We start from the raw sequence: 20,516 nt of genomic DNA, 5'->3' as shown, positions 1-20,516 counted from the left end.
ACTCCTTGCTGAAGACGATGGTGTGTGAGGGAATGCGCAGGCGAGATTCAGTCGCTCAGCGGCGGCCGTGCAGGATCAGGCCGAGCCCGTATCCGACGAGCCCGGCAACAAGGAGCGCCGCAACGGGTCGGCCGCCGACCTGCTCCGCGACGGCCTCGCCGCCCCTGCGGAGCGACCGCAAACCCCGATCGTAGACTTCACCCGTATGCTCGGCCGCCTCGTCGGCGGCTTGGCCGATCGCCTCGCGGGCACCCGCGAGCAGCCGCTCGCCGCGTGCCTCGGCGGAGCGCAGGCGGCCGCCGATCCGGGCCCCGCTATCCCCCGTGACATCGCCGAGCGCACTCTCGGCATCGCCGGCGATTTCCTTGGCGGCGGCGCTGATGGAATTCAGGGTCATGTGCTTGTCTCCGGACATGGATCCGCTCTCGCGGGCGGCAGGGCCGACCGCGTCGCGGGATCCCGGTAGGATTGATCTGCTCTCGATCGGGAATGGCGCGGCGGAGGCGCATGGCGCCGCCGGTGAGACCGGGACGCCCTCCTGCCGATGCCGGCCCGAACCTCGACGAACACCCTCATGCCAAGGATCGCGAGGATCGGACCGAGACGACGACAAGCCGAGTGTCCCTGTCACGCTCCCGATCGATGCGCCGCGTCTGGCGCGGCGGGTGAACGCGAGATGGGGCGCTTTCGCACCAGGGCAATGATGCGATTTCACCAATCCAGAGCCGAAGGTACGATCACAAAGTCGTGCTTCTACTTTGAATTGTATTATCTAGGTTGTGAGTTGCGGAGTGCGGTGCGGCCCAGGCTGCGTGGGCGCGGCCGGTCTCAGCCGATCTCGATCCTGCCGTCGAGGCCGAGGATGCGCCCGAGGCCGCGGACGCGGTTGAGCAGCCGGTCGCCGGCGAGAGCCTCCCAGGCCGGAGGCAGGCGCAGCACGACCTTGCCGTCCTCCACCACCAGGGGCATCCGTTCCAGCGTCCCGCCCATCCCGGCCGAGATCGGGAAGGCGACGCGCAGGAGGCCACCGACGAGGCGGGCCCGGTCGAACAGACGAGGGCCGGCGAGGCTGCGCAGCATCGGGCTCGCCTTCTCCGGTGCGACGCCCTCGTGGCGGAAATAGACGGCCAGCGCCAGATAGGCCCGGCCCGGGTGATCGACGCCGACGAAGGCCGCGTTCGTGATGATGTTGATGCTCTGCTCGCCGCGGTAATCGGGGTGGGCCCGCCAGCCGATGTCGGAAAGCAGGCAGGCGGCGTGGCGCAGGCGCCGCTCGTCCGCCGTCTCCGGCCCGTCGAGGGTTTCGACGAACCGGTCGGTCCAGGCGAGGAGTTCTTCCCCGTGCGCGGGCGAACGGGCACGCAGGGCGTTCAATTCGGAGGCCGCGGCGATCAGCGGGTCGATCAGTCGTGTCTCGCGGTCGAGCTGCTCGAAGAGCAGGCCCTCCCGCACGCCGGAGGCCGAGATCGCGACCTCCCTCGGGCGGCCCGCCCGGATGATCTCCTCCAGAACCACGGCACCGTAGGCGAGGAGCGGCCGCCGCGCCTCGGAGATCGACTCGACGTCCTGCAACTGCGCCGCGTCGACCTGCTCGACCATCTCCAGGAAGTTCAACTCGTCCGTCGGCTCCACGCTGTAGCCGTGCATCACGTGGACGGGGTAGCCGCGGGCCGCCTGGTGCAGACGCGCCAGCGCCCGCCACGTGCCGCCGACCGCGTAGAAGCTGCGGCCCTTCAGCGTCTCGAGCTGGGGCGCCGCCTTCTTGAGGTGCTCGCGCACGAGCTTGGCCGCCTTCTTGAGGGAGCCGCCAGAGAGGTCCTGGAGCGCGAGACCGCCGAGCGGCATCGTCACCCCCTGCCCCACGATGAAGCCGCGCACGTCCACGAGTTCGAGGGAGCCGCCGCCGAGATCACCCACCACGCCGTCGGGCGCGTGAAAGCCCGAGATCACGCCGAGAGCCGAGAGTTCCGCCTCGCGCCGGCCGGAGAGCAGCTCGATCTTCTGCCCGCAGGCGGCTTCCGCCGCCGCCAGGAAGGCGGGGCCGTTCTCGGCGTCGCGTGCGGCAGCGGTTGCCAGCACGAACAGACGCGAGACCCGCATCGTCGTGCACAGGACCCGGAAGCGGGCGAGGGCGGAGAGGGCCCGGCGCGTCGCGTCCTCGTTGAGCCGGCCCGTGGTCAGCACATTCCGGCCGAGCCCGCAGAGCACCTTCTCGTTGTAGAGCGGGGTCGGAGCCCGGGTCAGCCCGTCATAGGCGACGAGGCGGACCGAGTTCGATCCGATGTCGATGATGGCGACGGGGGCAAGACGCTCGCCGTCGTCGGAGGGGTCGGATTGCACGAGCGTCAGGTTGGTGCGCTGGAGCCCCAAGGCGCGTATCCCTCGTTTCGGGCCCGCGGGCGGCCGCCGCGGGCTCGGCTTCGCTCAGGCGCCGCGCCGAATCCCATCCCGGGCCCGAGGCCCGGGCTCAGGTCCGCTGCGCTCTACGACTGAGCGCGCGGGGGCTCGATTTCTTCGACGACTTGCCGCGCCCGGACAGGCTCGGATTCGTCATGAAATACTTGTGCGCGTTGAACGGCTCCTCGCCGTCCGCGGGCTTCATGCGCTCGCTCGCCCCGGACGCCAGTACACGCCAGCTCTGCCGGTTGTCGAGGAGGTTCGCCAGCATGATCTGATCGAGCACCTGCTGATGCACAGTCGGATTGAGGATCGGCAGGAGCGATTCCACGCGCCGGTCGAGGTTGCGCTGCATCAGGTCGGCCGAGGAGATGTAGACCGTGGCCTTCGGATGGGGCAGCCCGACGCCGTTGCCGAAGGCGTAGATGCGGCCGTGCTCCAGGAAGCGTCCGACGATCGACTTCACCCGGATCGTCTCGGAGAGCCCGGGGATCCCTGGGCGCAGGCAGCAGATGCCGCGCACGATGCAGTCGATCTGCACGCCGGAGCAGGAGGCGTCGTAGAGCGCGTCGATGATCTGCTGGTCGACGAGCGAGTTGCACTTGATCCAGATCGCGGCGGGCCGGCCCGCCTTGGCGTGCTCCACCTCCGCCTCGATATGCTCCAGGAGCCGCGTCTTGAGGGTCAGTGGGGAGACCGCCATCCGCTCGAGCTCGGCCGGCTCCGCGTATCCGGTGATGAAGTTGAAGAGGCGGGAGACGTCGCGGGCGATGGCGGGATCCGCCGTGAAGAAGGACAGGTCCGTGTAGATGCGGGCCGTGATCGGGTGATAGTTGCCGGTGCCGACATGGCAGTAGGTGACGAGCCGGTCGCCCTCGCGCCGGACCACCATCGAGAGCTTCGCGTGGGTCTTCAGCTCCACGAAGCCGAACACCACCTGCGCACCCGCCTTCTCGAGGTTGCGCGCCCAGCGGATATTGGCTTCCTCGTCGAAGCGGGCCTTCAATTCGACAAGGGCGGTGACCGACTTCCCGGCCTCGGCGGCCTCGGCGAGCGCCGCGACGATCGGCGAATTCGAGGAGGTGCGGTAGAGGGTCTGCTTGATCGCCACCACGTTCGGGTCGCGGGCCGCCTGGAAGAGGAACTGCACCACGGAGTCGAACGACTCGTAGGGGTGGTGGACGATGAAGTCCTTCTGCCGGATCGCCGCGAAGACGTCGCCGCCCGATTCCCGGATGCGCTCGGGGAAGCGCGGGTTGTAGGGCTTGAACTTGAGATCCGGCCGGTCGATCCCGACGATCTGCGACAATTCGTTGAGCGCGAGCATTCCCTCGATCAGGAACACGGCCTCGCTCGCGATCTCCAGCTCGTCCGCCACGAAGGCGCGGAGATCCTCCGGCATCCCGGCCTCGACCTCGAGGCGGATCACCACCCCGCGGCGGCGCTGCTTCAGCGCGGTCTCGAAGTGGAGGACGAGATCTTCCGCCTCCTCCTCGATCTCGAGATCGGAGTCGCGCACCACCCGGAAGGCGCCCTGGCCGCGGACGAGATAGCCCGGGAAGAGCCGGCCGGTGAACATCACGATCACCTGCTCGATCGCGATGAAGCGGGCGACCGGATCTCCGGCGAGGTCCGGCAGGCGCACGAAGCGGTCGAGCACGGCCGGCAGGCGGATCAGGGCGCGCAACACCCGTCCGTCGCGCGGGCGCACCAGCATCAGGGCGATGGTGGAGCCGAGATTCGGGATGAAGGGGAAGGGGTGGGCCGGGTCGATCGCGAGGGGAGTCAGGACGGGGAAGACGTGGTTGAGGAAGTAATCCTCCAGCCAGCGCCCGTGCTCGGCCGCGAGCTCACCCGGATCGACGAGGTCGATGTCGACGCCGTGCAGCTCGGCCTTCAATTCGCGCCAGCGCGCCTGCTGGTCCTCGGCGAGGCGCGAGACCTCGTGGCCGATCCGCAGGAGCTGCTCGGAGGGCGTCAGGCCGTCCTGCGAGGGCACGACGAGGCCCGCGCGGACCTGATCGTGCAGGCCGGCCACGCGCACCATGAAGAACTCGTCGAGGTTGTTGGCCGAGATGGAGAGGAAGCGCAGCTGCTCCAGCAACGGGTGATTGGTGTTCGAGGCCTCTTCCAGCACGCGCCGGTTGAACTGCAGCCAGGACAATTCGCGGTTGACGAAGCGCTCGGGCGAGTGCCGCAGATGACGCCCCGCCTCCAGCACCGGCTCGCGGGCCGTGCTGCCGGCGAGGTCGGCGGCCGGCTCGGTCCGCGTCTCGGCGGATTCCGCCGTCGCTGGCCAATCATCGGCGGCCTCGGCCGGTGCCTTGGACGCGCCGCCGCGGGTCGCGGGCATGCGGCGCACGGCCGCCGTGCGCGCCGCGGCAGCCTGCGCCGGGGCGCGCCGGCGGGACGGCGCGGCGGGATCGCGGTTCTCGACGGCCTCCGGAGCCTCGTTCTCCCGTGCGTCCGTGCTCGGCTCCATCTCCGACACCCTTCATCCTCCGCTTGCCGTCTTCCGGGCGGGCTCACTAGCACGCGCGCCCGGCATTGATTTGACAGTTCCGTGACGCCGGCCGCCGAATTCGCCGTCGGCCGGCTCAGTCGCCCTCCTCCTGCATCCCGAGGCGCTCCAGCACCGCGAGCGCGAGCGGCCGGGTGATCCGGCGCCCTCGGCCGAGGGCGTCGCGGTCGAGCTCGCTCACGACCTCGCGGGCGCCGGCGAGCGACCGGTCGATGCGGAGCGCCAGAGCATCGACGACGCTCAGATCGACCACGAGTTGCCGGTCGACGAACAGCTTCACGATCACCGCCCTGAGCAGGGCGTCGTCCGGGGGCAGGATGCTCGCGCCCGGGGCGAGCCGCAGGCGCGAGCGCAGGTCCGGCGTCCGGATCCCGAGCCCGTCGACAGGCTCCGCGCTGGTGACCAGCACCGGGCAGCGCCGCTCGCGGGCGAGGTTGAGAAGGTGGAACAGGGCGGCCTCGTCGAGGCTCCCGGCCCTGTCGACATCCTCGACGACGAGGGCGCCGTTCGAGACGAGGTGCGTGACGCTGGCGGCGCCGACCTCGGCGGCGGTCACGGTCCAGGCATGGGCCCGCGTCGCCCAGATCGAGGCGAGATGGCTCTTGCCGCTGCCCGACGGGCCGGTGAGGACGAGCACCGTATCCGGCCAGTCAGGCCACGCCTCGATCAGGGCGTAGGCCGCCTCGTTGGCGGGGCTCACGAGGAAGTCCTCGCGGCCGTAGCGCGGGTCCAGGGGCAGATCGAACGTGAGTTGTCGGGGCGGTGCGTTCTCGCGCATGCGGGCTCTAGTCTCGCCGGGGCGGCTGCCCCGTCAAGGGCTGCATGCCGTCCCGATGCGGCAGGAGGGGCGGCTCGTCGGCGTGGTAGAGCCGGCTCTGCAGATAACGCTCGATGGCGAAGCGCACGACCACGCCGATCGAGGCCGCGATCGGCACCGCCAGGAGCAGGCCGACGAAGCCGAACAGGGAGCCGAAGGCGAGGAGCGCGAACATCAGCCAGACCGGATGCAGGCCGACCGACTCGCCGACGAGCTTCGGCGAGATGATGTTGCCCTCCAGGAACTGCCCGACCAGGAAGACTCCGACGGTGAGGCCGATATGCAGCCAGTCGGAGCCCGGCCAGAACTGCACCAGGGCGACGCCGACCGAGAGCAGGAATCCGGTGAGAGTGCCGACATAGGGGATAAACGTGAGGAAGCCCGCGATCAGCCCGATCAGGACGCCGAAATTCAGCCCGACGAGCCAGAGGCCCACCGCGTAGAAGGTGCCGAGGATCAGGCATACGAGGGTCTGCCCGCGCACGAAACCGGTGATCGCGCCGTCGATCTCACGGCCGAGACGGCGCACCACCGGACGGTGGCGGGGCGGAACCCAGGAATCGAGCTTGGCGATCATCCGGTCCCAATCGACGAGAATGTAGAAGGCGACGACCGGCGTCACGACAAGGAGCGAGGCGATCGAGATCAGCGCCTGGCTCCCGGACCAGAGCGACTTCAGGAAGGTGAGGAGCCACGCGCCGCCCTGGCTCGCCAGCGTGCCGACCGACGATTGCAGCTCGGTGAGCACATCCGTGCCGCCGATCCGTTGGAGCAGCGGCCCGACCCGCTCGGCCAGGATCCCCTGCAGGCGTGAGATCGTGCCGGGCAGCGTGGTGATCAGCGCGGCGATCTGGCTCGCGGCGAGCGGGATCACGATCAGCAGCGTGATGACGAGGACGACGACGAAGAGCGCGAGGATCAGCAGGCTCGCCGCGAGGCGCCCGAGGCCGAGCCGCTCCAGCCGGTCCGCCAGCGGGTCGAGCAGGTAGGCGAGCGCGATGCCGGCCACGAAGGGCAGAAGCACGTCGCGCAGCAGGTAGAGGAGGATCAGCAGGACGAGCGCCGCGCTGAACCCGATCAACGTCCTGCCGCGCATCTGTGCCGTTCCTACACCGTTCGACCGGCGCCGAGAGTGGGAACGAAGCTGCGCCCGATCAAGGGCGCGCCCCCGGGGATCCGGTGCCGTCCCGCAGGACGCGGCCGTAGGCCGCGAGCGACAGGAGGCTCGTTCCCGCCACGATCCAGCAGCCGACCAGAACGGATCCGCCGATGGGAAAGTCACCAGCGCGCGCCACGAGGACGAGGGTCGCGAGGCCGATCTGCGCCGCCGTATTGAGCTTGCCGATGAGCAGAGGCCGGATCGCGAGGCGGCGGCCGTTGAGCCGGGCGAGGAGGATCGCCCCGATCACGATGAGGTCGCGGGCGATCACGACCGCGAGAAGCCAGACCGGCAGCGCGCCGACGGTCGCAAGCGCCACGAAGACGGAGACGAGAAGCGCCTTGTCGGCGAGGGGGTCGAGAAGGGCGCCGAGGGGGCTTTCCATTCCGAACCGCTTGGCGAGGAAGCCGTCCAGCGCGTCCGAGGCCCCGGCGACGACGAAGACGGCGAGCGCCGCGCCCCAGGCGCCCTCCCCGATCAGGACGAGGATGACGGGCACGAGGCCGAGGCGGCCGAGGGTGATGAGGTTCGGAAGGGTCATGCGGTGACTGGCAAGGCGCACGGCTCGCCTCTGCGACCGACGCCACTGCCGTGCTAGCATCCGCGAGCGGATATGCAGAAGCCTGATCGACCGGCGCGGCCGCGACGCCCGGCTCTCCTTCGGGGTGGTGACGCACGGTGCGGGCGGAGCCGACTCGCCCTTCCCGCCGCAACCCGATAGAGGAACCGCGGGATCGCGGCTGGGACGAGCGAGCATGACGGACAAGGGGCTGACCTACGCGCAGGCGGGCGTCGACATCGATGCCGGCAACGCCATGGTCGAGACGATCAAGCCGCTGGTGCGCGCGACGCGCCGCCCCGGGGCGGATGCCGAGATCGGCGGATTCGGCGGCCTGTTCGACCTCAAGGCCGCGGGCTTCAAGGACGCGATCCTCGTAGCGGCGAATGACGGCGTCGGCACCAAGGTGAAGATCGCGATCGAGACGGGGCGCCACGCGACGATCGGCATCGACCTCGTGGCGATGTGCGTCAACGACATCATCGTCCAGGGCGCCGAGCCGCTCTTCTTCCTGGATTACTACGCCACCGGGAAGCTCGTGCCCGGCGTCGGCGCCGACATCGTGCGGGGCATCGCCGAAGGGTGCCGGCAGGCCGGCTGCGCGCTGATCGGCGGCGAGACCGCCGAGATGCCGGGCCTGTACGAAGGCCAGGATTACGACCTCGCGGGCTTCGCCGTGGGTGCGGCCGAGCGCGGCACGCTACTGCCGCGCGACGGGATCGCCCCGGGCGATGGGGTGCTCGGCCTGCCCTCATCCGGCGTGCACTCGAACGGCTTCTCGCTGGTGCGCCGGATCGTGGCGAAGACCGGCTTGGCCTGGGACGCACCCGCTCCGTTCGCGCAAGGGGTGAGCCTCGGCGAGGCGCTTCTGGAGCCGACCCGAATCTACGTGAAGCCGCTGCTCGCCGCGCTCGGCGCGAACGACGGCATCAAGGCTCTCGCGCACATCACGGGCGGAGGGTTTCCCGACAACCTGCCCCGCGTGCTGCCGGACGGCGTCGGCATCGAGATCGACCTTTCGGCCGTCGCGCCGCCTCCCGTCTTCGGCTGGCTCGCCCGCGAGGGCGGCGTGGCCGAGCCCGAGATGCTGCGCACGTTCAATTGCGGCATCGGCATGGTGATCGTGGCCGCGGCGGCTGAGGTCGAGGCGGTGGCCGAGGCCCTGAGAGCGGCCGGCGAGGCGCCGGTGCGGCTCGGGCGGATCACCGAGCGAGGGGCGGAGCCCGTCACCTTCACGGGCGCCCTCGCGCTGTGACGGGCGCCATGCGCAAGCCCCGCGTCGCAATCCTGATCTCGGGACGCGGCTCGAACATGGTCTCGCTGATCGAGGCGGCGCAGGCGCCCGATTTCCCGGCCGAGATCGTGCTCGTTCTGTCGAACCGGCCCGAGGCGGCGGGACTCGCGCGCGCCTCGGAGGCGGGAATCCCGGCCCGCGCGATCGACCACCGGGCCTATCCCGACCGGGCGAGCTTCGACGCGGCGCTCCAGGCGGCGCTCGAAGCCGAGAGGATCGACCTCGTCTGCCTCGCCGGCTTCATGCGGATCTTCACGCCGGGTTTCGTCGAGGCGTGGTCGGGCCGGATGCTCAACATCCACCCCTCGCTGCTGCCCCTGTTCCGGGGCACCCACACGCACGAGCAGGCGCTCGCGGCGGGCGTGCGCCTGCATGGCTGCACGGTGCATTTCGTGGTGCCGGAACTCGACGCCGGGCCGATCGTGGCGCAGGCGGCCGTGCCGGTCCGTCCGGGCGACGATGCCGACAGCCTCGCGGCGCGCGTAATCGTCGAGGAGCACCGCCTCTACCCTGCCGCGCTCGCCCTGGTGGCAGGAGGGAGGGCGCGGCTCGCAGAGGATCGGGTCGTGTTCGACGAGGCTCTGCCGCGGGCGCAGGGCGCCCTCCTGAGCCTCGTCGCGTAGCGGGAATGCTCCCGCGTCAGGGACGAGCGCCGCGGCTCAGACCGGGCGCTGCAGCTTGCAGGAATCGAGAGCCGACAGCGCCTTCGCGCGGGCCGAATCGTTGAAGTAGCCGGTCGTGCGGTAGGCCTCGATCTCGGACTCGTCGAGGGTGCGTAGCGTCTGCTTGGCGTAGCAGCCGCAGGGGCGCTCCAGCGAGGCTTCCGACGCGCTGGTCAGGCGGGCCTGGATCACCGCGCAGGCGTGGCGCACGCGGCTCTCGAGGTTGGCCTTCGGTGCCGTGCGGAGCGCCGGGTCGGGCTGGTACTGCTCGAAGGGAGCCGAGGAGCCACCGGCGAGGGCGGCGGTCGCGCCGAGCGCGAGCAGGCCGGCGGCGATCAGCGTGGGGAAGCGGCGGGTCATGGTGGGATGAGTCCGTTGGCAGGCACGTGGAACCTTCGCCGTTGGACTCCTCGCTACCCCGCCCCGTCAAGGGCGCCCCGGCCACACCGCATCCCGATCGTGAGATCCGGCAAAACGGCGTCGCCGAAGGCGCATCGGTGTGGCGCGGCGGTCACCGCGGACCGCCGGCGCCGGGTCCGCACTCAGCCGGCGATGTCGCTGTCCTGGAAGAACTGAGCGATCTCGATCCGGGCGTTCTCGGCACTGTCCGAACCGTGCACGGTGTTCTCGCCGACCGACTCGGCGAACTTCTTGCGGATCGTGCCCTCGGCGGCCTGGGCCGGGTTCGTCGCGCCCATCACCTCGCGGTACTTCGCAACCGCGTTCTCTCCCTCGAGAACCTGCACCACGACCGGGCCCGAGGTCATGAACTCGACGAGCTCGCCGAAGAACGGGCGCTCCTTGTGCACCTCGTAGAACTTTTCCGCCTGCGCGCGGCTCATCTGAATGCGGCGCTGGCCGACGATGCGCAGGCCCGCCTCCTCGATCACGGCATTGACCGCGCCGGTGAGGTTCCGCCGGGTGGCGTCGGGCTTGAGGATGGAGAAGGTGCGCTCGGTGGCCATGATCCGTCCGGGTTTCTCGTGTCGGGAAAGCGTGGGCGAGCGGAAAACCGCTTCGGCGCCGGGCTTATAGCGGGGGCGATGCCCGCCCTCAACCCGAGCACGGGCCGGGGCGGAGCATGTTCGGCGGGGCCCGAATATGGCGTTGCCGCAACACTGCCGAAAAATCGCCAGAAAGCCACCGTTGATTGCACCTCCGACTCCCCCCTCCCGCCGAGCCTGCGCGCAGGCCCCAGCCCAGGAGACCAGGACATGCGTATCGCCCTCTCGTCCGCCCTCATTCTCGCCGGTATCGCGGGGGCCCATGCCGACACGGCCAAGGACCCCTCGGGGACGTGGCTGACGGAGGATGGCCGGGCGAAGATCCGCCTCGATCGCTGCGGCCCCGCCCAGGCGAATGTCTGCGGCAAGGTGGTCTGGCTCAAGGTGCCGAACACGGATGCGGGCACGCCGCGCACGGACCTGAAGAACCCGGACCCGAAGAAGCGCACCCGCCCGATCATCGGCCTACCGCTCATCGATGGGCTGAAGCCGGACGAGGCCAAGTTCTCGGGTGAGATCTACAACGCGGACGAGGGCAAGACCTATCAGGTCAGTCTGGAGCGCGAGAGCGGCAGCGAGCTCAGCGTGACCGGCTGCCTGCTCAAGGTTCTCTGCGGCTCGCAGACCTGGACCAAGGTGCCGGACGTGAACCAGCAGGCCGCCGTGGTGACACCGGAGCCCGGCGCCAAGCCGGCGCCGAAAGCCGCCGCGAAGCCGGCCGCACCCGCCGCCAAGGCCGACAAGCCTGCCGAGTGAGGCCCTCGCCCCTCCCCTGTTCGGGGAGGGGCGACCTCTCAGATCGCGGCGAGCCCCCGCTGCACGGCCGGGCGCGCCAGGACCCGGTCGAGCCAAGCCTTCACGTTCGGCAACGGACCGACGTCGATGCCCTGCTTCTCGTGGAACTTGGCCCAGGTGAGCGTGGCCATGTCGGCGACGGAGTAATCGCCCGCGAGGTAGTCCCGCCCGGCCAAGCGGTGATCGAGCACGCCGTAGAGGCGGTTTGCCTCCGCCGTGAAGCGGTCGATCGCGTAGGGGATCTTCTCCTGCGCGTAAATGCGGAAATGGTGCGCTTGGCCGAGCATCGGCCCGAAGCCCCCCACCTGCCAGAACAGCCACTCGTCGACCGCCACCCGCGCCCGCTCGTCGGCCGGGTAGAACTGGCCGGTCTTGCGGCCGAGATATTGCAGGATCGCGCCCGATTCGAAGATCGTGATCGGCTGCCCTCCCGGGCCGTCCGGATCGACGATCGCGGGAATCTTGTTGTTCGGCGAGATCCGCAGGAAATCGGGCGCCATCTGCTCGCCCTTGCCGATGTTCACGGGCACCACCCGGTAGGGCAGCCCGCATTCCTCGAGCATGATCGGGATCTTCCAGCCGTTCGGCGTGCTCCAGGTGTGCACGTCGATGGGTGTGCCCGTGACGGCGGCCATGGTGCCTGCTCCTGAAGGATGTCCACGGTCCGCCCGGCTCAGCGCCTGGCCCGTGCAGCCCCTCGCGCAGCTAGCCCAGATTCCGGGATGGCCTCAAGGGTTCCGCGCGGATCCGTCACGATCGCGAGATCGCGCCCGGCTTGGCGGGGACGGCGGGTTCGCGCCTCGGCACGCCCTCTTGCCGTTCGGGCCTATCGGCGCTGTGATGGTCGCCGCGCACGGCCGCGCCCGAGGCCTGCGGCAGGTCGGGGATCCATCACGATGCTCTCACGTCTCATCGTCGCGGCGCTCGCCGCGCCGCTCTTCCTCGTGCAGCCCGCGCTCGCCAAGGATCCGCCGGCGGCCAAGCCTGCCGCTGCGGAGCCCGCGGCCAAGGAACTCACGCCCGGCCAGAGTGCGGCCCGCGAGCGCCAGAAGAAGTGCGGCGCCGAGTGGCGCGGCCTCTCCGCGACCGAGAAGACCGCCCAGGGGCCGAAATGGCCGCAATATTTCAGCAAGTGCGTCAAGCGCCTGAAGCCGCAGAAGGCGTGAGAGCGAACCTCCCGGGCGTCCCGCGGGTTCTTCGCCGGCGGAGGAGGCGAGGAGGCTGCGAGGGATGATGGGTGAGCGGCGCGCCCTGCAACGCGTGGTGGCCCTGGCCGCCGTGATCCCGATCTCGGCCGGGCTCTACGGAGTGTTGTTCGGGATCAACGGACTCGCGGGCGGCGTCGAGAACGTCTCGGCCGACAGTCATTTCCGCTACCTGTCGGGCCTCCTGACCGGCATCGGCCTGCTGTTCTGGTCTTGCGTGCCCGGCATCGAGGGAAAGACGCGTCTGTTCCGCTTCCTCACCCTCGTCGTGGTGCTCGGTGGTCTCGCCCGGCTGCTCGGGCTCTACCTCACCGGGCTGCCCTCGCTCACGATGCTCGCGGCCCTCGGAGTGGAACTCGTGCTGACCCCCCTCCTCTGTCTCTGGCAGGCGCGGGTCGCGGTGCGCGCCGGTGAGGCCGCGCCCCTGCCGAGGGACGTGTGACGATGCCGCGCGCGATTGGCCCCCGCCGTCACGCGCAGCCGCCCGGGCGGGACGCCTCGGGGTTCGCCGGATGAGCGGGGCCGTCGCCCCCGCATCGTCGCGGATCGATCGCTGGCTCGACCGGATCGAGGCCGTCGTGCCTCGCCCCTCCGCCTGGGCCTTCGCCCTGCGGATCTGGCTCGCGATGATGCTCGCGCTCTACGCGGCCTTCTGGCTTCAGCTCGAGAGCGCCTCGTCGGCGGCCGTCTGCGTGGCAATCCTCGCCCAGCCCAAGCGCGGGCAGGCCCTGTCGAAGGCGTTCTACCGCTTCTTCGGCACGCTCGTCGGGGCCGCCGTCGCACTCCTTCTCGTGGCCGCTTTCGGGCAGGACCGCGTGCTGCTCCTCGTGAGCTTCACGGTGTGGCTGTCGCTGTGCGTGTTCGTCGCCAACTTCCTGCAGGACACCCGCGCCTACGGCGCGATGCTATCCGGCTACACGGTGGCGATCATCGCGATCGCCAACATCGACACGCCTGAGGCCGCGTTCGACTCGGCCGTATCCCGGGTGGCCGCGATCGCGGTCGGGATCGTCTCCATCACGTTCATCAACGACGCGCTCGCCTCGCCCACGACCTGGCAATCCCTGCGCACGAGCCTGTCGGACGTCCTCGACCGGGTGACGGCCTTCGCCCATGTCTGCCTGACGCGGGGCGATCCGGGACCGGAGGCGGCGCTCGGCCAGATCAGGGCCATCGCCCCCCTGCGGGCCGATGCCGGCGCCGTCGCGGGCGAGCTCGACGATGGCCCGCAGCGCGATCGCGGCGCTCTACGCCGTCTCAGCCTGCGCCCGCACCTTCGCCATCGCGGCCGGGTGGATGAGGGCCCCGACGCCGGCGGTCGAGGAGGCCCGCGGGATTTGCGCGCGCCTGACCGGAGAGGAGCGCCCGAGCGCGCAGAGCCTCGCGGAGGCGCGGGCCCGCCTCTGCGAGCTCCTGCGGACAGCGGCGATGCGGGACGAGCCCGACGTCGACGAGGTGCTCGCCCTTCAGCGCGCCCTCGACCTTGCCCGCGCCCTCGACTTCGCCCGCGATGGGCTCGGCTCGCTCAGCGAGGGCAACCGGCCACTGCGCGACGTGAGGCTGCCGACGCACCGCGACTTCGCGGTGGCTCTGCGCGCTGCCGCGCGGATCGCCCTCGCCTTCGGCCTCACCTGCCTCCTCTTCGTCTTCGCCGGCTGGCCCGCCACCTCCTTCGCCCTGGTACAGGTCGCGGCGACGGGCGCCCTGTCCTCCCTCAACCCGGATCCGAAGAAGTTCGCCAACGGCGTGCTCATCGGGATGAGCCTCGCCTCGGCCGCGGCGGGTATCGTGCTCTTCGTGGTGCTGGCCGGGGGGCAGGGCTTCCCGCTCCTCGCCATCGCGATGGCGCCGGTGATCATGCTCGCCTGCTTCCTCAGCCTGCGGCCGGCCACCTTCGGGATCGGCTTCATCCTGCTCGTGTTCTTTCCCGTCCTCGTGTCGCCCGCCAATCCTCAGGTCTACGATCTGCAGGTGTTCTTGCAGAACGCCCTGCTCGTGCTCGTCGCCGCCGGGATCCTCTGGTTGACCGTCCGCCTCGTGCTGCCGGTCTCGCCGGAACAGGCGCGCCGCTACGCCTTCGAATCGGCGCGACGGGATCTGCGCGACGCGCTCGTCGGCGAGGGCGGCGACGCCACGACCCGCACGAGCCTCAACAGCGACAGGCTGTTCCAGTACGCGCAGGTGAATACGGGGTCCGAGCCCGTGCGCAGGCGCCGCCTGGAACTCGCCTTCGCCATCGCGCAACTCGAGGCCTCCGCGGCGCGCGCGCACGCGCAACTGCGCGCGCTCTGGCCCGATCCGGGGCTGAGGCAGGTCTCCGTCCGGGGGCGCCTGCTCCTCGACGAGGAGCGGTTCGGCGAGATCCCGGAGGCGGCCGCCGATCTCCTGCGGGCGGCGCGTCACCGTGGGCGGGAGATCGAGCTCGGCGCCGCCCGCGCGGCGAGCGACCTCGTCGCGTCCGCGCACGTCATCGGGCATCACCGGCGGTTCCTGCACCGCCTCGGCCTGCCGGGATCGTGACCGTCATGCACCGCGACCTCGACCTCGGCGGCATCCTGATCTCACCCTTCGTGGCCTATGCCGCCGCTTCCCTCGTCATCCTGGTGCTGATGCGCGCCCTCTTCGCGCGGATCCGCCTCGCCCGGTACGTCGCCAACCCGCCCCTCGTCGAGGCCGGGCTCTACATCTGCATCGTCGCCCTGATGGTCGCCCTGTTCTGATGACCGATCCCGATCCGAGATCCCGCCCAGACGCCGACCCGCTCCACGCCGCGGAGCCGGCCGCCAGCGACGCGCCGATTCTGCCGGCCCGCCGCCGGGTCCGGCTCGGCCGCATCCTCCGGCTCGTCGCCACCGCGCTCGTCCTCGTCCTCGCGGCGGCGGCGGCTGCCTTCGTCTGGTCCTACTACGTGACCGCGCCCTGGACCCGCGACGGGCAGGTGCGCGTGCAGGTTGCGAGTGTCGCGCCGCAGGTCTCGGGCCAGATCGTGGAACTGCGCGTCACGGACAACCAAACCGTGCGCCAGGGCGACATTCTCTATCGGATCGACCCGTTCGACTACGAGGTCGCGATCGCGTCGGCCGAGGCGGAGTTGAAGAACCGGGAGGCCGACCTCCAGGTCAAGCGCACCCAGGCCCAGCGGCGCGAGCAACTGACCACCCTCTCGACCTCCGTCGAGGAGAAGCAGCAATACGAGGGCACCGCCAAGATCGCGGAGGCGGCCCTCGACAGCGCGAAGGCCCAGCTCTCGCAGGCGAAGATCAACCTCGCGCGCACGGAGGTCCGCTCGCCGGTGAACGGGCGGGTGACCAACCTGCTCCTGCGCAACGGCGACTACGCGACCAAGGGCACCGTCAACGTCGCGGTGATCGACACGGACTCGTTCTGGATCGACGGCTACTTCGAGGAGACGAAGATGCCTCATATCCGCGTCGGCGATCGGGCGGAGGCCGTCCTGATGGGGTTCGGCGAGAGCCTGCGCGGGACCGTCGAGAGCGTGACGCTCGGCATCAGCACCGCGAATGCCGCGCCGAGCACGCAGGGCCTGCCCTCTGTGAACCCCGTCTATACCTGGGTGCGCCTCGCCCAGCGGGTGCCGGTGCGCATCCGCATCGACCACGTCCCCGACGGCATCACCCTCGTCGCCGGCATGACCTGCACCGTCTCCCTCGGCGAGGCCGGCCTGCGCGGGCGCGACTGGTTGCTGACGGCCTGGGCCCGCCTGCGCGATCAGGGGCGGCGCCCGCCGCGCGAAAACTGATCCGGCCCAGCGTCCGCTTCGCAGTGCAGCAAAACATTGGCGTAAGTTCTTGCAAGCTGGAGGTGCAATGCGAAGAGCAGAGCGACGATGAGAAACGTCAAGCGTCGCCGCATTTTCCGACTTGACTGAGTGCGAATACGCTCGCAGGCTACGCGTGTGCTTCGGAAAAGGAAGCACAGGCCGCACCGGAAGTGGTTCCCTGCCACGCGGGCGAGCCCGGATGCGACGGAGCCGGTGCGAGCCGGGAGATCGGGCTGAAGGAGACGGGCATGACGCCACCTCAGCAGAGTGCCGCGACGATGACCCCGGGACCGGTTCGGCCCGAGGCCTAGTGGCGACCACACGGACAACCGGACGGAGACGGCTCTAGGGGCGCAGAAGCGGCCGCAACGGCGCGACTTCGAACACGCACCAGCCCCACCTGAAGCCGTTTCCGCCGCGGTTCCTCCCGGCTAAGCCGGACCATGTCGGCGGAAGCGCGGCCCGCGCCGAGAGGCGGACGGGCCTTCTCGCGCGACTTACTCGATCCCGAGCTTGGACTTGAGCAGCGCGTTCACCGCGGCCGGGTTCGCCTTGCCGCCGGTGGCCTTCATGGTCTGCCCGACGAACCAGCCGAGCAGGGTCGGCTTCTCCTTCGCCTGGGTCACCTTGTCCGGGTTCTGCGCGATGATCGCGTCGATCGCCGCCTCGATGGCGCCGGTGTCGGTCACCTGCTTCAGGCCGCGCGCCTCGACGATCTGGCGCGGGTCGCCGCCTTCCGTCCAGACGATCTCGAACAGATCCTTGGCGATCTTGCCGGAGATCACGCCCTCGCCGATCAGGTCGATGATCGCGCCGAGCTGGGCGGCCGAGACCGGTGTCTCCTCGATCCCCCTGCCTTCCTTGTTGAGCCGGCCGAACAGCTCGTTGATCACCCAATTCGCCGCGGCCTTGCCGTCCCGGCCCTTGGCGACGGCCTCGTAGTAATCGGCAGAGGCGCGCTCGGCGACGAGCACGCCCGCGTCGTAGGCCGAGAGGCCGAATTCCGAGACGAAGCGCGCCTTCTTCGCGTCGGGCAGCTCCGGCAGCCCCCCGGCCAGACCGTCGACATAGGCCTGCTCGAATTCGAGCGGCAGCAGGTCAGGATCGGGGAAATAGCGATAATCGTGCGCCTCTTCCTTCGAGCGCATCGAGCGGGTCTCGCCCTTGCCGGGATCGAAGAGGCGGGTCTCCTGGTCGATCTTCCCGCCATCCTCGAGAATCGCGATCTGGCGGCGGGCCTCGGTCTCGATGGCCTGCCCGATGAAGCGGATCGAATTGACGTTCTTGATCTCGCAGCGGGTGCCGAGCGGCTCGCCGGGGCGGCGCACCGAGACGTTCACGTCGGCACGGAGATTCCCCTTCTCCATGTCGCCGTCGCAGGTGCCGAGATAGCGCAGGATGGTACGCAGCTTCGTCACGTAGGCGCGCGCCTCCTCGGAGGAGCGAAGATCCGGCCGCGAGACGATCTCCATCAGCGCCACGCCCGAGCGGTTCAGGTCGACGAAGCTCTGATTCGGGCTCTGGTCGTGCAGGGACTTGCCGGCATCCTGCTCGAGATGCAGGCGCTCGATGCCCACCGTGATCGACTCGCCGTCCGCGAGATCGACCAAGACCTCGCCCTCGCCCACGATCGGGTCCTTGTACTGCGAGATCTGATAGCCCTGCGGCAGATCGGGGTAGAAATAGTTCTTCCGGTCGAACACCGAGCGCAGGTTGATCTTCGCCTTGAGGCCGAGGCCGGTGCGGATCGCCTGCGCCACGCATTCCTCGTTGATCACGGGGAGCATGCCGGGCATCGCCGCGTCGACGAGGGAGACATGCGCGTTCGGTTCCGCCCCGAAGGCGGTGGGCGCGCCCGAGAACAGCTTCGAGCGGCTCGTGACCTGGGCGTGGATCTCCATGCCGATCACGACCTCCCAGTCGTGCAGGCCGCCCTTGATCAGCTTCTTCGGGTTCACGGGTGCGTTCATGGTCGTCCGGGCCGGATGGATGGGGTCGGGTCCGCTCGTTCGGTCAGTTACGGGCCGCCGACGCGGAGGGTCAAGCGCGCGGCCGGATCGCCCGGCGGGCGAGGAAGCCGACCATCGCCCAGACGAGGGCGCCGATCGTGCGCACGGGGAAGAAGGTCGGCCCGTCATGGCTCACCGGCGCGGGCCAGGGGATCCCGATCGCGGAGATCGCCCAGGAGGCCAGCACCGAGACCGCGAGAGCGATGATCGCCGCGATGAAGACCTTGCCGAACTGGCTGGCCGTCCATCCGAGATAGAGGGCGAGGCCGACGAGGATGGGATCGAAGGCGGCCCAGATCCAGACGGTCCAGGGATAGTAGGGGACGCTCACGCCCACCACGCCCTGGGCAGGCTCATGCGGCCGGCCGCATCCTCGATCGCCTGCGCGGTCGCGAACAGGGTTTCCTCGTCGAAGGGGCGGCCGATGAGCTGCAGCCCGAGCGGCAGGCCCTGCGCATCGAGCCCCGCCGGGACCGCGATGCCGGGAAGCCCCGCCATGTTCACGGTCACCGTGAAGACGTCGTTGAGGTACATCTCGACCGGGTCGGCCGAGGCCTTCTCGCCGATGGCGAAGGCGGAGGACGGGGTCGCCGGGGTCAGGATCGCGTCGACGCCGGCCGCGTAGACCGCCTCGAAATCGCGCTTGATCAGGGTGCGGATCTTCTGGGCGCGCACGTAATAGGCGTCGTAGTAGCCCGCCGAGAGCACGTAGGTGCCGATCATGATGCGCCGCTTGACCTCGCGGCCGAAGCCGGCGGCGCGGGTGTTCTCGTACATCCCGACGATGTCCTTGCCCGGCACGCGCAGGCCGTAGCGGACGCCGTCGTAGCGGGCGAGGTTCGAGGAGGCCTCGGCCGGGGCCACGATGTAATAGGCCGGCAGCGCGTACCGGGTATTCGGCAGCGAGATCTCCCGGATTTCGGCGCCTGCCGCGCGCAGCCACTCGGCGCCCTGGTCCCAGAGGCGCTGGATCTCGGCGGGCATGCCGTCGACCCGGTACTCCTTCGGAATGCCGATGGTGAGGCCCTTCACGCCGCGCGACACGGCGGCCTCGAAATCCGGCACCGGCAGGTCGACGCAGGTCGTGTCACGGGCGTCCGGGCCGGCCATGGAGCCAAGCAGGATCGCGCAGTCGCGGACCGTGCGGGCGATCGGGCCGGCTTGGTCGAGGGAGGAGGCGAAGGCCACCGTGCCCCAGCGCGAGCAGCGCCCGTAGGTCGGCTTGATGCCGACCGTGCCCGTGAAGGCCGCGGGCTGACGGATCGAGCCGCCGGTATCCGTCGCGGTGGCGCCGAGGCAGAGATGGGCAGCGACCGCGGCGGCGGAGCCGCCCGACGATCCGCCCGGCACGATCGGCGCGTCGGAGCCGTTGCGCCGCCAGGGCGAGATCACGTTGCCGTAGGCGCTGGTCTCGTTCGAGGAGCCCATGGCGAACTCATCGAGGTTGAGCTTGCCCAGCATCACGGCGCCGTCGCGCCAGAGGTTGTGGGTGACGGCGGATTCGTAGTGCGGCTCGAAGCCTTCGAGGATCTTCGAGCCGGCGGTCGTGACCACGCCGTGCGTGCAGAACAGGTCCTTGATGCCGAGCGGCAGACCTTCGAGGGGGCGACCCTCGCCCTTGGCGATCTTCGCGTCCGAGACCTCGGCCATCGCGAGGGCGCGGTCGGGCGTCTCCAGGAGGTAGGCGTTGAGGGCGCGCGCCTTCTCGAGGGCCGCGATATGGGCCTGCGCCAACTCGCGCGCGGAGAAGTCCTTGGCCCTCAGGCCGTCGCGCGCCTCGGCGAGGGTGAGTTCGTTGAGTTCCGTCACGATTGTCCGTCCTCAGCGGCCCGCCCAGGTGGCGGCCGGCCTGCCCGCCGGGCGGCGGGCGCGTCGCAAGTGGCGGGCCTGAAGGCCCGCGCCTCCGGTCCTACTCGACCACCTTGGGAACGATGAAGTAATGGTCCTCGGTCTCGGGCGCGTTGGCGACGACCTCCTGCGCCCGGTCGCCGTCCGTGATGACGTCCGCGCGCTTCTTCATCGCCATCGGCGTCACCGAGGTCATCGGCTCGACATTCGCCACGTCGACGGCGCCGAGTTGCTCGACGAAGGCGAGGATCGCGTTGAGCTCGCCCTGGAGCGGCGCCACGTCCGCCTCGCTCACCGCGATGCGGGCGAGATGCGCGATGCGCCGGACTGTCTGTGCGTCGACCGACATGCTGACTTGTTCATCCTCGCGCGGGAGGCCCGAAGCGGGGCGGCCGCGTGCGGCGCCCGGGGCAATCGTCCGCGCTATAGCACCGGCCTTCGCGCGCCCGCAACGCGGGCGGCGGC

20 protein-coding genes and 1 pseudogene are annotated in these 20,516 nt (G+C 70.2%); 8 read left to right on the top strand and 13 right to left on the bottom strand.

The genetic code is table 11. The annotated features are described in order from the left end of the window. Positions 1–55: 55 nt before the first annotated feature. The 6 genes from J2X36_RS09680 to J2X36_RS09655 form a co-directional block, all read right to left on the bottom strand. Positions 56–397 carry a hypothetical protein gene (locus J2X36_RS09680; RefSeq protein ID WP_310348945.1) on the bottom strand — a complete coding sequence of 114 codons (342 nt, stop codon included), beginning with the start codon at positions 395–397 and terminating at the stop codon, positions 56–58. A gap of 431 nt (positions 398–828) precedes the next feature. After that, the gene (gene ppx, locus J2X36_RS09675; protein ID WP_405029761.1) at positions 829–2,370 is read right to left on the bottom strand and encodes an exopolyphosphatase; all 1,542 of its coding nucleotides are present in this window, start codon (positions 2,368–2,370) and stop codon (positions 829–831) included. A 97-nt stretch (positions 2,371–2,467) separates the two neighbouring features. Next, positions 2,468–4,879, bottom strand: coding sequence for an RNA degradosome polyphosphate kinase (locus J2X36_RS09670; RefSeq protein ID WP_405029760.1), 2,412 nt, complete (start codon positions 4,877–4,879; stop codon positions 2,468–2,470). A gap of 115 nt (positions 4,880–4,994) precedes the next feature. After that, positions 4,995–5,696, bottom strand: a complete 702-nt coding sequence (locus tag J2X36_RS09665; protein WP_310348941.1) for a hypothetical protein — start codon at positions 5,694–5,696, stop codon at positions 4,995–4,997. A gap of 7 nt (positions 5,697–5,703) precedes the next feature. After that, positions 5,704–6,831, bottom strand: a complete 1,128-nt coding sequence (locus J2X36_RS09660; RefSeq protein ID WP_132253208.1) for an AI-2E family transporter — start codon at positions 6,829–6,831, stop codon at positions 5,704–5,706. A 58-nt stretch (positions 6,832–6,889) separates the two neighbouring features. Continuing rightward, entirely contained in the window at positions 6,890–7,435 is a 546-nt protein-coding gene (locus tag J2X36_RS09655) for a CDP-alcohol phosphatidyltransferase family protein (protein WP_310348939.1), read from the bottom strand. 214 nt (positions 7,436–7,649) lie between these two features. Between J2X36_RS09655 and purM the strand changes: the two genes are divergently transcribed. Continuing rightward, a complete protein-coding gene (gene purM / locus J2X36_RS09650; protein ID WP_310348937.1) occupies positions 7,650–8,708 on the top strand; it encodes a phosphoribosylformylglycinamidine cyclo-ligase in 1,059 nt (352 codons plus the stop codon). Next, positions 8,705–9,370, top strand: coding sequence for a phosphoribosylglycinamide formyltransferase (gene purN / locus J2X36_RS09645; protein WP_310348934.1), 666 nt, complete (start codon positions 8,705–8,707; stop codon positions 9,368–9,370). The genes purM and purN overlap by 4 nt, the downstream gene beginning before the upstream one ends. A 36-nt stretch (positions 9,371–9,406) precedes the next feature. On the opposite strand, the gene J2X36_RS09640 is transcribed toward purN, so the two are convergent. After that, on the bottom strand, positions 9,407–9,769 hold the full coding sequence (locus tag J2X36_RS09640) for a hypothetical protein (protein ID WP_310348931.1): 363 nt from the start codon (positions 9,767–9,769) through the stop codon (positions 9,407–9,409). A gap of 182 nt (positions 9,770–9,951) precedes the next feature. Then, positions 9,952–10,374: a nucleoside-diphosphate kinase gene (ndk, locus tag J2X36_RS09635; RefSeq protein WP_132253222.1), complete on the bottom strand. Its 423-nt coding sequence runs from the start codon at positions 10,372–10,374 to the stop codon at positions 9,952–9,954. A 249-nt stretch (positions 10,375–10,623) separates the two neighbouring features. Here ndk and J2X36_RS09630 point away from each other — a divergent pair, with 249 nt between their 5' ends. Continuing rightward, a complete protein-coding gene (locus J2X36_RS09630) occupies positions 10,624–11,169 on the top strand; it encodes a DUF2147 domain-containing protein (RefSeq protein WP_310348927.1) in 546 nt (181 codons plus the stop codon). Positions 11,170–11,207: 38 nt separating this feature from the next. Here the strand turns inward: J2X36_RS09630 and J2X36_RS09625 are convergent, their stop codons facing one another. Beyond that, positions 11,208–11,843: a glutathione S-transferase family protein gene (locus J2X36_RS09625; RefSeq protein ID WP_132253227.1), complete on the bottom strand. Its 636-nt coding sequence runs from the start codon at positions 11,841–11,843 to the stop codon at positions 11,208–11,210. Between the two features lie 261 nt (positions 11,844–12,104). On the opposite strand from J2X36_RS09625, the gene J2X36_RS09620 reads away from it, so the two are divergent. The 5 genes and pseudogenes from J2X36_RS09620 to J2X36_RS09600 all read left to right on the top strand — a co-directional run bounded on the left by J2X36_RS09620 (position 12,105) and on the right by J2X36_RS09600 (position 16,173). Beyond that, entirely contained in the window at positions 12,105–12,374 is a 270-nt protein-coding gene (locus tag J2X36_RS09620) for a hypothetical protein (RefSeq protein ID WP_310348924.1), read from the top strand. A gap of 64 nt (positions 12,375–12,438) precedes the next feature. Further along, positions 12,439–12,855: a DUF4345 domain-containing protein gene (locus J2X36_RS09615; RefSeq protein ID WP_310348921.1), complete on the top strand. Its 417-nt coding sequence runs from the start codon at positions 12,439–12,441 to the stop codon at positions 12,853–12,855. 187 nt (positions 12,856–13,042) lie between these two features. Further along, a pseudogene (locus J2X36_RS09610) lies at positions 13,043–14,933 on the top strand (FUSC family protein). Positions 14,934–14,938: 5 nt separating this feature from the next. Continuing rightward, positions 14,939–15,133 carry a DUF1656 domain-containing protein gene (locus tag J2X36_RS09605; RefSeq protein ID WP_132253235.1) on the top strand — a complete coding sequence of 65 codons (195 nt, stop codon included), beginning with the start codon at positions 14,939–14,941 and terminating at the stop codon, positions 15,131–15,133. Next, a complete protein-coding gene (locus J2X36_RS09600; protein WP_310348917.1) occupies positions 15,133–16,173 on the top strand; it encodes an HlyD family secretion protein in 1,041 nt (346 codons plus the stop codon). The genes J2X36_RS09605 and J2X36_RS09600 overlap by 1 nt, the downstream gene beginning before the upstream one ends. Before the next feature lie 518 nt (positions 16,174–16,691). Here the strand turns inward: J2X36_RS09600 and gatB are convergent. The 4 genes from gatB to gatC form a co-directional block, all read right to left on the bottom strand. Continuing rightward, positions 16,692–18,164 (bottom strand): Asp-tRNA(Asn)/Glu-tRNA(Gln) amidotransferase subunit GatB, encoded by a 1,473-nt coding sequence (gene gatB / locus J2X36_RS09595; protein ID WP_132253239.1) that lies wholly within the window; start codon positions 18,162–18,164, stop codon positions 16,692–16,694. Between the two features lie 70 nt (positions 18,165–18,234). Continuing rightward, a complete protein-coding gene (locus J2X36_RS09590) occupies positions 18,235–18,534 on the bottom strand; it encodes a hypothetical protein (RefSeq protein ID WP_132253242.1) in 300 nt (99 codons plus the stop codon). Next, positions 18,531–20,012 carry an Asp-tRNA(Asn)/Glu-tRNA(Gln) amidotransferase subunit GatA gene (gatA, locus tag J2X36_RS09585; RefSeq protein ID WP_132253244.1) on the bottom strand — a complete coding sequence of 494 codons (1,482 nt, stop codon included), beginning with the start codon at positions 20,010–20,012 and terminating at the stop codon, positions 18,531–18,533. The genes J2X36_RS09590 and gatA overlap by 4 nt, the downstream gene beginning before the upstream one ends. A gap of 100 nt (positions 20,013–20,112) precedes the next feature. Then, positions 20,113–20,400, bottom strand: coding sequence for an Asp-tRNA(Asn)/Glu-tRNA(Gln) amidotransferase subunit GatC (gatC, locus tag J2X36_RS09580; protein WP_132253246.1), 288 nt, complete (start codon positions 20,398–20,400; stop codon positions 20,113–20,115). Positions 20,401–20,516: the final 116 nt, after the last annotated feature.

Origin of the sequence: Methylobacterium sp. BE186 (genome assembly GCF_031457035.1) — a bacterium.
Taxonomy (GTDB): Bacteria; Pseudomonadota; Alphaproteobacteria; order Rhizobiales; family Beijerinckiaceae; genus Methylobacterium; species Methylobacterium segetis.
The sequence above is the reverse complement of the archived record's forward strand: the minus strand, read 5'-3'. Positions and strand labels throughout refer to the sequence as shown.